Below are 12496 nucleotides of genomic sequence, written 5' to 3' on the forward strand. Positions count from 1 at the left end.
CTTTTTCATAAACTGATAAATATCATTTCGGTAAAGCCAACCTAGGCTTAAATTTACTGTAATACAGCTTTATGAAGTTTTTTTCCTCATATCAATCAGGTTTTAATTCCTTTTTCATTGAAATAGGGGAAATGGGAAATTTTACGGGACGGTATTTCCGGGAGCTATTCAGTGGTCCATTTGAATTTAGGGAATTTCTAAAGCAATGTTACCAAATGGGAAATAAATCTTTGCTCCTGGTAAGTGTTACCGGATTTATTTTGGGCCTGGTATTTACCCTGCAATCCCGTCCTACCTTACTGGAGTTTGGCGCAGTTTCCTGGATGCCCTCCATGATAAGCATCTCTATTGTTAGGGAGATTGGCCCGGTAATAATTGCACTTATTTGTGCCGGAAGAATTGGCTCCAGTATAGGTGCCGAATTAGGTTCTATGAAGGTAACTGAACAAATAGATGCTATGGAGGTCTCCGGGACCAACCCGTTTAGGTTTCTGGTGGTTACCAGGATCCTTGCGGCAACCTGTATGCTTCCTATTTTGGTAATTGTAGGAGATTTTGTGGCATTAATAGGCTCTGCCCTTATAGAAAACATTAAAGGTGATGTTTCTTTTACCCTTTACTTTAACCAGGTTTTTGAAGCTCTTGAATTTACAGATTTACTTCCTGCTACCATAAAAACTTTCTTTTTTGGATTTGCCATTGGTCTGGTAGGCTGTTTTAAAGGTTACAATAGTAAAAAAGGAACCGCAGGTGTAGGAAAAGCTTCAAACTCTGCAGTGGTCTTTACCTCTATGCTCTTGTTTATATTAGATTTTATTGCCGTTTTTATAACCGATATTTTTTATAACTAAAGATGAAAAGCAACCCAGTAATAGCGATAAATCATTTATATAAAAGCTTTGGAAAACTAGAAGTTCTAAAAGATTTTAATTTAAAGCTTTTTGAGGGAGAAAACCTTGTATTAATGGGAAAATCCGGTTCAGGGAAATCGGTGATGATTAAATGTCTTGTGGGCTTAATGGAAGCCGATAAAGGCGATATTAAAGTTCTGGGAAAGGATATCTCAAAATTAAAACAAAATGAGTTAGATGAATTACGAACAAAAATTGGCTTCTTATTCCAGGGCAGTGCTTTGTACGATTCTATGACCGTGCGGCAGAATCTAGAATTTCCTTTAAGAAGGCATAGTCATAACACCGAAAAGAAAACAGAGGAACTTGTAAAAGAAGCCCTGGCAAATGTTGGGTTACCAGATACTATAGATCTTATGCCCGCCGAGCTTTCTGGAGGGATGCAACGCCGTATTGCTTTGGCGAGGGCACTTATTTTAAAACCAAAGATTATTATTTATGACGAGCCTACTACAGGACTGGACCCAATAACCGCTAAGGAAATTATTTTATTGATGATGAATATTCAAAAGAAATATGCAACCTCATCACTAATAATTACTCATGATGTAGACTGTGCCCGGGTAATTTCAAATAGAATGATCTTGCTACTAGAGGGAAAAGATTATGCTGAAGGAAATTTTAAAGACCTGGCTACTTCTAAAGATCCAAAAATTAAAGCTTTTTTTAAATAGTATGCTATGAAATCTAATTCAAAACAAAATCTAAAATTAGGCCTTCTTATTATAGCAGGTATAATCATATTTAGCCTTGCCGTTTTTTCAATTGGAAAAAAACAAAATCTTTTTGGCGATTCTATATTGATAAGTTCTGTTTTTAAAAATGTAAACGGCCTGCAACCTGGAAACAATGTTAGGTATTCTGGTGTGAATGTAGGAACTGTAAAAGACATTAAGTTCTTAAATGATACTGCCATTTGCATAGATATGCTTATTAATCGTGAAACAGGGAGTTTAATTAAATATAGCTCCCTGGCAACTATAAATTCTGATGGTTTGGTGGGAAGCATGGTTTTAAATATTCTTCCTAATAGCCAGGCGGCCTCCAGAACAATACAGGAAGGAGACACCCTTGAATCTCTTAGCCAGGTAGCCACTGCCGATATGCTAAACACCTTAAGCCAAACCAACGAAAACGCTGCGCTCTTAACAGCCGATCTTCTAAAAATCACCAATAGTATAAATGCCGGTGAAGGTGTCCTTGGAGGTTTACTTAAAAATGATACCCTCGCAAAAAATTTACAGCAAAGTACCGAAAATTTAAAAGAACTCACCCACTCTACTCGTATGGGAATTAATAAGATAAATGGCATTCTAAATTCAGTAGATTTTGAAAATAGTTTGGCCGGTCTGCTCCTTGCCGACTCCGCAGCTCAACACGACTTTAGTGTTATTGTTAAAGACCTAAAGATTTCTTCTTCACAAATAAAAGCCATAAGTACAGATTTGGAGATATTTTCAAATGATCTTACTTCAGAAAAAGGAGCCTTAAATTATATTATTAAAGATACTGCGTTTGTAGATCATCTGGATAATAGTATGCAGAATATTGAAGAAGCAACTCATAGGTTTAACGAGAATATGGAAGCCTTAAAACATAATATTCTATTTCGTGGATATTTTAGAAAACTGGAACGACAAAAAGCAAGGGAAGAAAAGAAAAAGCAATAAATTATATCTACTACCGAAAAAAGGGAGTATTGATTTAAATATTATCCATTCGCCATCTTTTTAGCTCTGGCAGTTTTTTTATGAGTTGGCGTGCTTCCTCAAGACTTATATCTTCCTGTACTTCTGCCATTTCCAGCAACTTGATTTCCAACTGGTGTAAATTAAGGGATTTATCAACAAATGCACCATCCTTATAGCAATCACGGCAATAATCGGTATTTACCGACTTATCCCGATTTGTTCCGGCGTTAGCGGGCACAAAAGGCCATCCACAACTTTGGCAAATTAAAGTTTCCATAATATCATTTTTTACCTGCTAAGCAGTATTTTTAACTTTGAAAGCATTAACAGTTCGGCTTTGTTTTTTCCTGCAAAAGACGCTGCAATAGCATCAGCGGTTTCCCATATTAACTGTTTTATGTTTTGGGTAAATAATTGATGATGCTCTTTTTTATAATCCTTAAATTCGTTAAACGCCCAGTCTGCTGTGGGAGCATTTTCTTGCAACCAATCAAATACTATTTCAATTTGATAGGCTTCATCGGTTCCATACATATCGGTTGCGCTATCTACCGGCACCCATTGTTCTTTAACCAATTTCTTTAAAGTATTTATTTCTTCGGCACGTACTACTTTATCTGATGCTGCTATGGCATAGAAAAGTATCCCAATTTTAGTATAGAAATCTTCGGTGAGTATTGTTTTTTTAGAAATTTTCATATCTGGTTCTATTTTTCACTTAAAGATACACTAGCTATAAGTGGTTAAAAATGATAAAAATCATTATTCATCTATATTTCTGAATAATCTCTTAAAGATATAGCAACCTAATTAATTGACTAAAAGAAATATATAATTTTTATGTTTTATGAATTTTTAAAATTACTTTGTATATTTAAGTGTTGTTTAATGCATTTCGCACTCCCCCATTGGAAATGCAAGGCAGTCTCCAAATCTTTTCTTTTTCTATTAATCGTAAGCTCATTTAGGATGAAGTGTATTGTGTTTTGTTCAGAAAAAGTTAGTGATATTTTTAAACTAGAAAAATCGTCTATTTTAAAAGAGTGCGCATTTGTGCATACAGCTACCTTAAAAGATTTAAACGACTTTCTAATTTCCCAAAGGCCAGAGCTAATTATTTGGGATAAAAACACTAACATTCCTACTAGCATTTTTAGAAATAAGCAAAAATCACAGAGCATCCCGTTATTGTCTATTATCCCCGCAAAAAATCTTGATACCTGGCATCCGATTCACAATAGGCATAAGTATGTACTGCGACCTTATTCCCTGGTTGAACTTCAACATAAAATAAAATCTTTAGTACCCATACAGCTACAAAAAAACCAAACAGTAAAAAACAGCAAAAGAGCTATAATACCAGATATTAAATCTTTGAAAACCTATATCCAACAACAGGGAGAACCGGTAAAATGGGATAAAAATAAAATTATATTTAGGGAAAACAGGCATTCTAGCTTTATCTATCTGGTAAACAAGGGACTTCTTAAAACTTTTAGGATGGATCAGTTGGGAAAAGAACTAATTACCGGTATTTATCGTAAAAATGAGTTGCTGGGTCTTTATGGCTTCCACGATAATCTCATTTGTCCCGAAACCGCCAGTAGTATAGAAGCTTCTACAGCCTATCGCTTTCCATATAAAAGCTTTAAGGAACTTTTGGAGAACAATCCTAACCTCGGTTTAGATTTGGCACAACTTTTAACCGATACCGTGTTAAGGCTTAAATCACAACTTTTAGAAATGGCCTATGCTTCAGTTTTAAAAAAAACTTCTACTACCATACTACAATTTGCCGATGATTTAAAGCAACCCGACTTTAATGGCCTAAAAATTTCCAGAACAGATTTGGCCAGTATGGCAGGAATTTCACCTGAAAGCTTTATAAGAAGTCTTTCCTGTCTTAAAAAAGAAGGTATAATAGCCATAAAGGGAAAAAATATAAACATTTTAAACTCAGAAAGACTCCAGGAAATCATATAGCCTTAATTTTTTGTTAAAAATTAAGTTTCTGACATATATCATTATTTCTGAGCTTTTTATAAACTATTTTCATATCCTTGAAATAAAGCAAAATATAAATTTGATTTCCTTGTACTGTTGAGAGTATGGAATCAAATTTTAGAAGATATCAAAGGTATTTTTTAACCAGATATACAAATTTTACTTCGTGTAAGATCACTGATATCATCCAAGTGTTAAAGAGTAAACTTAATATCTTCTTTAGGAAACAGGAGGCAATGGTCTCCTGTTTCTGTGTTTAGATATCTTCCACATAGAACAAAAAAAACATAAAAACCTGATTTACATCATATTAAAATTAAATTTTTAAAAGTAATTTAATGTACTCTTTAGAGAAATTATTAACCATTAAATTCTAAATATTATGTCTATCACAAAAAGCAAACGTAGAACTCCAACTATGGAAAGTTCTTTATTGAGTTCGTATCCATTTTTCTCTGATTTAATGGATACTAAAAGAGGAATTTTTAACTTGAACCGTCTCTTTAACGGAGATTTTGATGAGGATCTTCCTGCGCTAAATGTAAAAGAAAAAGAAAACGAGTTTGAAATTGAACTTGCAGCTCCCGGACTCTCAAAAGAAGATTTTAAAATTTCTATTGAAGACGGTATTTTATCTATTTTGGCAGAAAAAGAAAATAAAGTTGCAGAAGAAAATGAAAATTTTGTGAGAAAAGAGTTTAGCTACAACAGCTTTTCCAGAAATATAAGTTTACCAGACGAAGTAGATTTGGACAAAGATATAGAGGCGAAATACAAAGGAGGAATACTTAAGATGAATCTGAAAAAAAGAAAGGGCGAAAAGGCGAAAAAAGCAAAAACAGTAAATGTATCCTAAATTAACTCGTAGCAAGCCTATGAGGAACTACATCTCAATTATAGAATGGAGAAGTAAACTACCTTAAGGCAGTCTTGGGTATTATAAACTTTGGGATATCAATAAAAATGCAGGCTCGTAAAAACGGGGCTGCATTTTGCTTAAAGTTTATGAATCCTCCATTTTCCGTTAGGGCCTTTAACACTTAGCAAATTTTCTCCTAGCCACTTTGCATTAATTTCAGGTGCATCCTTTAGTTTCTTTCTAGATACAGAGACCGGGAAAGGACCTTCCAGATATTTTAATATTTCACCTTCCCTATTCAGAAGCACTATATCATATTTATAAGAAATCACCCTTTTGCCTAAAAGCTGGTTTTCTCCTAGCTCCTCTTTTTCAAGTTTTATTGCAAGTGCCTTCCCATGAGAGAAGTTACTTAGGTTTAAGTAAACCGGTTCTATGATAGTTTTTCCTTCTGCATTGATAAAACCGTAATAATTAATACCGTTTTTTTGTTTTTTAATGATAGCCCGACCATCTTTTATTTGTGGATATTTTATTCCTGACACTCCAATTGTACCGGGTTTCGGATTTTCATTAGCAATAAGGTCGTTTCTAAAGGATACTACCATATTCCCGTTAGCGTCTAAAAAACCCCAGGTATTGGCATGCCTTACAGCGGTAAACCCATTTTCCTCATTGGCTACATAATCAAACTCTTTAGGCTCTTGTGCAAATAACACAATAGGAAAACTTAATAAGATTCCTAACAGTAAATTTTTCATCTCTAAAAGTTTTAAAACAACTTTTAAATATAACATAAAATACTGTAAATAAAACTGATAGCCGTCATACTAAACAAAAAGCTTTTGTAGCTTTATATGTTTTAAATTGAGAAACAAACTGATTTTCCTCATAGTTTAAACTTAGTTCTTGGGTTAACTTTATAAATCAAAGGTTCAGAAAATGAGAAAGATAATTATACCCACAGATTTTTCGGAAAATGCAAACAATGCTTTGCGTTATGCCTGCCAACTTTTTAAATACGAAAAAAGTGAACTTATTCTTTTACATGCCTATGCCGAAAAGGTATATGCCGATGAAAATGTATTAAGCAATGCACTAATGGACGAATTAAAAGCTGTTACAAAAATAAGATCTGAAGAAGAATTAGGTAAAATAAGTTTAAAGGTTCACGATGAATTTTGTAATCCCCGGCATAAAGTAAAATTGATAGCTGCTTTTGGAGACCTTGTAGATGAAGTAAACAGTTTAGTAAATTCAGAAAATGCCGATCTTGTAGTGATGGGAACACGCGGACTTACCAACGACAGCAGCCTGGGAATGGGCAGTAACACCCTAATGGTCTTAAAATACGTACAATGCCCGGTACTGGCTATCCCCGCTAATTTTACATATAACGAGCCTAAAAATATTCTGTTTCCAACCAATTTTTTAATTCCCTATCAAAAAAGAGAATTAAAGGTTGTGGGGGAGATTGCCCGGGATTTTAATTCAAAAATCCACTTTCTCTACTTGTCCAAACATAAAGCTACCTCTTCCCGCCAACAGGATAATTTAGAATTTTTAAAACAACAGTTCTACAATACAATAACCGAAGTACAACAAAAAGATGAACTGAGAAAGGAAAAAGCCATAGAAGATTTCATTGCTACCAATAAAATAGACCTTTTAGTTATGGTAAATTCCCGGCACACATATTTAGAAGACATGCTATTAACCTCCACAATAGATAAGGTAGGTTTACACCCAAGCGTACCCTTGCTTGCTTTACAAAATTTTAATAGAGAATGCGTTTAAAACTTAGAAATCATGAAAAAAATACTCTTACCCACCGACTTTTCTGAAAATGCATACAATGCTATTAAATATGCGCTTACTATTTATAAAAATGAGGAGTGTAGGTTTTATTTGTTAAACACCTATACACCGGTTTTATATGATACCGAATATATTTTATACAACAGTACACAACCTAATCTTGCCGAAGTTTACCAAAAAAATTCTCAAAACGGCTTAAAAAAGGTAGCACAAAAAATTAAACGTGATTTTAATAACCCAAATCATCATTTTGAACAAATTTCAGCTTTCAACCTTTTAATAGATGAGATGAAAGAGCAGGTTAAATCTAAAGAAATAGACCTTGTGGTTATGGGAACCCAGGGAGCTACCGGTGCCGAAGAAATATTAATTGGTACCAATACGGTACAGGCCATAAACAAACTAAGAATTCCATTACTTACTATCCCTTCTGAATATGAATATGAATCTCCAGCAAATATTCTGTTTCCAACAGATTTTCAATTGCATTTTAGCTCCCCACAGCTGGAACCCATTCTAAATGTTGCCAAAAATCATACATCTAAACTGGATATCCTACATGTTTTCTTCGGAAAAGATCTTGATGAAACCCAGGAAAAAAATAAAAAAAACCTAAATGAAGTCCTTGATGATTTTCCACATCAATTCCACACTATAGAAGATAAAAGTATAACCAGCGCCATTAAAAATTTTCAGGAAAAAAATAAGGTAGATATGCTTTTTATGGTGAATAACAAACATAGCTTTTTTGAAAACTTACTCTTTAGACCGGTAGTTAACAAAATAGGCTTTCATATTAAAGTACCGTTTATGGTGATTCCCTCAGGAAAATTTAGCTAATTATGAAAAACATACTCATCCCCACCGATTTTTCAGTTAATGCCTGGAAAGCTACTGTTTATGCATTTCGTTTGTTTGAAAATGAACTATGTAATTTTTATTTTTTAAATGCATGCAAACCCGAATTCTATACGCCAGATATAAATGGCCATAGTTTATCTCAAGCAAAAGAAGATAATAAAGCATTAATGGGAAAACTATTAAAGGAAGTAGCCATAGTTAATAAAAACCCGCATCACAGGTTTAAATCTTTAATACTGGAATCCTGGTTAAACGATGCCATAACAGAAATTCAAAAGGATATAATTTTTGATCTCATAATTATGGGAACCAAAGGCGAAAATGAGCCCGACGACAAGATTTTTGGCACCAATAGCATGAATGTTGTAGAAACGGTAGAACATATGCCCGTTCTCTTAATTCCAGATCAAAGTGTATATGTGCCTGAAGTAAAAAAAGAAATGGTTTTGGCCACCCGTTTTGACAAATCTTTTTCTATTGCCGAAATCAATTTTTTGATAGATATGGCCAAAAAATTTAAAGCCAGTATTAGAATTCTCTACATTCAGGACACCGATAATCTTTCTGATGATCAGGAGACCAGAAAAGAAGAATTACATGAGTATTTTAAAGACATATCCCACAGCTTTCATACATTAACAGATATTGAAGTTGCGAAGGGTATTCATAGCTTTATTCAAAGCCGGGGCAGCGACATTTTGGTTTTAAACCATAAAAAAAGAGGTTTTATTAAAACACTTTTTTCTAAATCCCTGCTTAAAGAATTGGGAAGAAAACCACAAATTCCCACCATCTTTATGCCCACAAATTTATAATGTAGAATTCATTATTTTTAAATAAAAGAATAAAAATGGATGTCTCCAACTTACAGGTTATAAAAGCTTCCGGTGAAAAAGTTCAGTTTTCTATAGATAGGGTTGCTGAATCCCTAAAGCGATCTGGGGCCAATAATAAATTAATTAATAGTACACTAGAAAGTCTTAAGAAAGAACTGTATGATGGCATTACTACCAAAGAAATATACACGCGTGCTTTTAGTTTGCTTAAAAAAGGAAATAATACCAGCGCTTCTAAATACAAATTAAAGACAGCAATTTACGAATTGGGCCCAACAGGATTTCCGTTCGAAAAATTTATTGCCGCACTTTTAAACCATAGTGGTTATAAAACTGAAACCGGGAAAATATACCAGGGTAAATGCGTAACTCATGAAATTGACGTAGAGGCAAAATCAGATACAAAATTAATTCTTATAGAGTGTAAATTCCATAATGCCGGTAAAAATAGTGATGTAAAAATTCCTTTATATATAGATTCAAGAATTCGGGATATAAAAAACTTTAGAAAAAACAATAATCATAAACTTGAATTGGAGGAGGCTTGGGTAGTTACCAACACCCGTTTTACTGCAGATGCTATACAGTATGGTAAGTGCAGTAATCTAAAGTTATTAAGTTGGGATTATCCAAAGGGCCAGGGTTTAAAAGATAGAATAGACAGGCTAAGTTTATATCCCATAACCGTTTCTACCCTACTTTCAGAAAGAGAAAAGAATTTTTTACTTAGCAGAGATATAGTTTTATGCCAGGATCTTATAAATGACAATTTCTATCTGGATCAACTGGAAGTTCATAATCCGCGTAAAAAAAGAATCCTAAAAGAAATGGAAGAGCTTTGCAAACATTAAACCTATGGGAGAAAATATAAAAATCCATTTTTTAGGCGCAGCAGGTACAGTTACCGGCTCTAAATTTCTTTTAGAAACATCGGAATTAAATATTTTGATAGACTGCGGCCTTTTCCAGGGAATTAAAAGTTTAAGAGAGCTAAATTGGAAAGATTTTCCATTTAAACCCACCTCTATAGATATCATTTTATTAACTCACGGCCATCTAGACCATACAGGTTATTTACCGCGATTAGTAAAACAGGGCTATAGAAATCCAATTTTAGGAACACCTCCTACCTTGGGTATTACAGAAATCATCTTAAAAGATAGTGCAAAAATACAGGAAGAAGATGCCGAGAGGGCCAATAATGAAACCTATAGTAAGCACCAACCGGCCTTGCCCCTATATACCACGCCAGATGCTGAAAAAACTATTAATTTATTTGAAAGTATTAACCTAAATGAATGGTACCAGCTTTCAAAAAATATTAAATATCGGTATCAGGTAAATGGTCATATTCTAGGTTCTTCCTTCATTGAACTGGATATTTTCAATAAGCGCTTTGTATTTTCAGGTGACATTGGCAGAAAAAAAGATTTACTTCTAGATCCCCCCAATAAGCCCGAAAAAGCAGATTACTTATTTCTGGAAAGTACTTACGGAGATAGACTACACCCCAAAGATAAGTCGGATGAAATACTTACCAAAGCTATAAAAGAAACCCTATCTAATAAAGGGAGCCTCATTATTCCAAGCTTTGCAGTAGAACGTTTACAGGGAATCATGTATAAAATTTACTTATTAGCCAGAGAGAAAAAAATTCCCAAAATAGCCATTTATATAGATAGCCCAATGGGGAACAAGATTTTAGGCTTGTTTTACAGTTTTGCCGAATGGCATAAGCTAAGCACTACTGAAATGAAAGATATGCTTTCCTACTTTAATATTATCACTTCTTATCGTGATACCTGGAAAACCATAGACGAAAAACACCCTAAAATTGTTATTGCCGGAAGTGGAATGGTTACGGGAGGTAGGGTACTTACTTATTTGCGCTATTTAATAGATAAACCTCAAACAACAGTTTTATTAGTAGGATACCAGGCCGAAGGTACTCGTGGAAGACAGCTGGAAAATGGAGCCGCGGAAGTGAAAATCTTCGGGAAATACTGCCCTGTAAAAGCAAAAATTTTAAAAGTTGAAAGCCTCTCTGCTCATGCCGATCAGGAAGAATTATTAGACTGGCTTTCTAGCATAAAAAATAATCCTCGAAAAATATTCTTAACTCATGGAGAACCCACAGCCCTCGACTCATTAAGAGTTAAAATTAAAGATCTATATAATTCTGAATTAGTAATTCCCAATCTTTATGATATTACCAGCCTAAAACTTTAAAAATCCAGAAATTTCACGAAAACCTTTTCGTAAAATTTAGCACATATATTACTGCAATAATGGCAGAAATATGTCAGTTATTCTATAGAATCAATCTAAATTATCAGTTATAGTTTTTTTCTATGATTTAATCAGGACCGGTCTATAATTATAAAAAGAAAAAAGACTATTTCCTATCAGGGCTATTTTTATAAGGAAAAAACTCACAGTCCAGTTAATCCCAGGTATAAAGGCGATAGGGGTTCCTAAAGTTTCTAAAAGCTCTCTTCTAAAAAAGCAAAAAGTATCTTTTAGATTAGTTTAACCATATATTTTCTTAGTTCCCACAAAAATAAATTAATTTAATCCTGATTTTAAGTCATAAAACCATTTTGGCAGGAATCGTCGTATGGTCTTTGTTCCCTATGTGAAGGATTTAGTAATCCAAAAGACGAAATAGAATTAATTAACCAAAAAATATAGAATGAAAGTATTAGTTATTGGAGCAGGAAATATGGGATTAACTTACGCTGAAGGAATGGCGAAGTCCAGTTTACTTAATCATCGTAACCTAATGATTTTTGACAAATCGGCTGAGGTAATAACCACCCTTAGCAAGCTAGATCATTTTGATGTTTATGATGATATAGAGGAATGTCTTCCAGAAGCAGATATCGTATTTCTGGCTGTTAAACCATATCACTGCGATGCTTTGTTTGAAGAAATTAGACCATTGGTAAACAATCAGCAAATTTTTGTTTCACTAATGGCAGGTGTAACTATAGATAAAATACAGGAAGGTTTAGACGTTAAAAAAGTTGTGCGTTCTATGCCAAACCTTCCGGCCCAGGTGGGTAAAGGAGTTACCTCGTTTACAGAAGCCGAAGAAGTATCCAGGGTAGAACTATTAATGGTAAGAAACTTACTGGATACTACAGGAGCATCAATTCACGTACAAACAGAAGAATTTATAGATGCTTCTACAGGTATTTCAGGAAGTGGACCAGCATATGTATTTTATTTTATGAACTCCATGTTAGAGGCGGCCTTAAAAATGGGCTTCTCTAAAAACGATTCTAAAGTATTGGTTAGCCAAACTTTTGAGGGTGCTGTAAAACTATTTAATGAATCAGATCTTTCCCCGAGTACATGGATGGATCGTGTAGCCTCTAAAGGAGGGACAACCCGTGCCGCTTTAGATTCCATGGATGAAAATAATGTTGAAGAGCTTATTAAAGATGCCGCTTATGCTGCTTTTGACAGAGCCGTTGAGTTAGGTAAAGAATAGTTAATTTTAAATAGAAGTTT

14 protein-coding genes are annotated in these 12496 nt (G+C 34.0%); 11 read left to right on the plus strand and 3 right to left on the minus strand.

Annotated features, from left to right (window positions below; genetic code table 11):
* The first annotated feature begins 71 nt into the window (after positions 1–71).
* From I6U49_RS11155 to I6U49_RS11165, 3 genes are read left to right on the plus strand one after another with little or no spacing between them, the layout of a single operon-like run.
* A complete protein-coding gene (locus I6U49_RS11155) occupies positions 72–851 on the plus strand; it encodes an MlaE family ABC transporter permease (RefSeq protein WP_198628715.1) in 780 nt (259 codons plus the stop codon).
* A gap of 2 nt (positions 852–853) precedes the next feature.
* Positions 854–1585, plus strand: coding sequence for an ABC transporter ATP-binding protein (locus tag I6U49_RS11160; RefSeq protein ID WP_193709848.1), 732 nt, complete (start codon positions 854–856; stop codon positions 1583–1585).
* Between the two features lie 6 nt (positions 1586–1591).
* Entirely contained in the window at positions 1592–2581 is a 990-nt protein-coding gene (locus tag I6U49_RS11165) for an MlaD family protein (RefSeq protein WP_198628716.1), read from the plus strand.
* 34 nt (positions 2582–2615) lie between these two features.
* On the opposite strand, the gene I6U49_RS11170 is transcribed toward I6U49_RS11165, so the two are convergent.
* Positions 2616–2879 carry a zinc ribbon domain-containing protein gene (locus I6U49_RS11170; protein ID WP_193709850.1) on the minus strand — a complete coding sequence of 88 codons (264 nt, stop codon included), beginning with the start codon at positions 2877–2879 and terminating at the stop codon, positions 2616–2618.
* An 11-nt stretch (positions 2880–2890) separates the two neighbouring features.
* Positions 2891–3301 carry a hypothetical protein gene (locus tag I6U49_RS11175; protein WP_193709851.1) on the minus strand — a complete coding sequence of 137 codons (411 nt, stop codon included), beginning with the start codon at positions 3299–3301 and terminating at the stop codon, positions 2891–2893.
* A 270-nt stretch (positions 3302–3571) separates the two neighbouring features.
* Here I6U49_RS11175 and I6U49_RS11180 point away from each other — a divergent pair, with 270 nt between their 5' ends.
* Entirely contained in the window at positions 3572–4585 is a 1014-nt protein-coding gene (locus I6U49_RS11180) for a Crp/Fnr family transcriptional regulator (protein WP_198628717.1), read from the plus strand.
* Between the two features lie 403 nt (positions 4586–4988).
* Positions 4989–5462, plus strand: a complete 474-nt coding sequence (locus I6U49_RS11185; RefSeq protein ID WP_193709853.1) for an Hsp20/alpha crystallin family protein — start codon at positions 4989–4991, stop codon at positions 5460–5462.
* A gap of 140 nt (positions 5463–5602) precedes the next feature.
* On the opposite strand, the gene I6U49_RS11190 is transcribed toward I6U49_RS11185, so the two are convergent.
* Positions 5603–6226, minus strand: a complete 624-nt coding sequence (locus tag I6U49_RS11190; RefSeq protein WP_198628718.1) for a WG repeat-containing protein — start codon at positions 6224–6226, stop codon at positions 5603–5605.
* 181 nt (positions 6227–6407) lie between these two features.
* On the opposite strand from I6U49_RS11190, the gene I6U49_RS11195 reads away from it, so the two are divergent.
* The 6 genes from I6U49_RS11195 (at position 6408) to proC (ending at position 12476) form a co-directional block, all read left to right on the plus strand.
* Positions 6408–7262 carry a universal stress protein gene (locus tag I6U49_RS11195; RefSeq protein WP_198628719.1) on the plus strand — a complete coding sequence of 285 codons (855 nt, stop codon included), beginning with the start codon at positions 6408–6410 and terminating at the stop codon, positions 7260–7262.
* Positions 7263–7274: 12 nt separating this feature from the next.
* On the plus strand, positions 7275–8123 hold the full coding sequence (locus I6U49_RS11200) for a universal stress protein (protein ID WP_198628720.1): 849 nt from the start codon (positions 7275–7277) through the stop codon (positions 8121–8123).
* A gap of 2 nt (positions 8124–8125) precedes the next feature.
* Complete coding sequence (locus tag I6U49_RS11205; protein WP_198628721.1) at positions 8126–8959, plus strand: universal stress protein; 834 nt, start codon at positions 8126–8128, stop codon at positions 8957–8959.
* 35 nt (positions 8960–8994) lie between these two features.
* Complete coding sequence (locus I6U49_RS11210) at positions 8995–9831, plus strand: restriction endonuclease (RefSeq protein WP_198628722.1); 837 nt, start codon at positions 8995–8997, stop codon at positions 9829–9831.
* A 4-nt stretch (positions 9832–9835) separates the two neighbouring features.
* Complete coding sequence (locus I6U49_RS11215; protein WP_198628723.1) at positions 9836–11209, plus strand: MBL fold metallo-hydrolase RNA specificity domain-containing protein; 1374 nt, start codon at positions 9836–9838, stop codon at positions 11207–11209.
* Positions 11210–11672: 463 nt separating this feature from the next.
* A complete protein-coding gene (proC, locus tag I6U49_RS11220) occupies positions 11673–12476 on the plus strand; it encodes a pyrroline-5-carboxylate reductase (protein WP_198628724.1) in 804 nt (267 codons plus the stop codon).
* The last annotated feature ends 20 nt before the right edge of the window (positions 12477–12496 follow it).

This window comes from Salegentibacter maritimus (assembly GCF_016236915.1).
Taxonomy (GTDB): Bacteria; Bacteroidota; Bacteroidia; order Flavobacteriales; family Flavobacteriaceae; genus Salegentibacter; species Salegentibacter maritimus.

Bases quoted from the DNA above. Each gene is read 5' to 3' on its own strand.
- I6U49_RS11155 (WP_198628715.1), top strand. From the start codon at position 72: ATGAAGTTTTTTTCCTCATATCAATCAGGTTTTAATTCCTTTTTCATT.
- I6U49_RS11160 (WP_193709848.1), top strand. From the start codon at position 854: ATGAAAAGCAACCCAGTAATAGCGATAAATCATTTATATAAAAGCTTT.
- I6U49_RS11165 (WP_198628716.1), top strand. From the start codon at position 1,592: ATGAAATCTAATTCAAAACAAAATCTAAAATTAGGCCTTCTTATTATA.
- I6U49_RS11170 (WP_193709850.1), bottom strand. From the start codon at position 2,879: ATGGAAACTTTAATTTGCCAAAGTTGTGGATGGCCTTTTGTGCCCGCT.
- I6U49_RS11175 (WP_193709851.1), bottom strand. From the start codon at position 3,301: ATGAAAATTTCTAAAAAAACAATACTCACCGAAGATTTCTATACTAAA.
- I6U49_RS11180 (WP_198628717.1), top strand. From the start codon at position 3,572: ATGAAGTGTATTGTGTTTTGTTCAGAAAAAGTTAGTGATATTTTTAAA.
- I6U49_RS11185 (WP_193709853.1), top strand. From the start codon at position 4,989: ATGTCTATCACAAAAAGCAAACGTAGAACTCCAACTATGGAAAGTTCT.
- I6U49_RS11190 (WP_198628718.1), bottom strand. From the start codon at position 6,226: ATGAAAAATTTACTGTTAGGAATCTTATTAAGTTTTCCTATTGTGTTA.
- I6U49_RS11195 (WP_198628719.1), top strand. From the start codon at position 6,408: ATGAGAAAGATAATTATACCCACAGATTTTTCGGAAAATGCAAACAAT.
- I6U49_RS11200 (WP_198628720.1), top strand. From the start codon at position 7,275: ATGAAAAAAATACTCTTACCCACCGACTTTTCTGAAAATGCATACAAT.
- I6U49_RS11205 (WP_198628721.1), top strand. From the start codon at position 8,126: ATGAAAAACATACTCATCCCCACCGATTTTTCAGTTAATGCCTGGAAA.
- I6U49_RS11210 (WP_198628722.1), top strand. From the start codon at position 8,995: ATGGATGTCTCCAACTTACAGGTTATAAAAGCTTCCGGTGAAAAAGTT.
- I6U49_RS11215 (WP_198628723.1), top strand. From the start codon at position 9,836: ATGGGAGAAAATATAAAAATCCATTTTTTAGGCGCAGCAGGTACAGTT.
- proC (WP_198628724.1), top strand. From the start codon at position 11,673: ATGAAAGTATTAGTTATTGGAGCAGGAAATATGGGATTAACTTACGCT.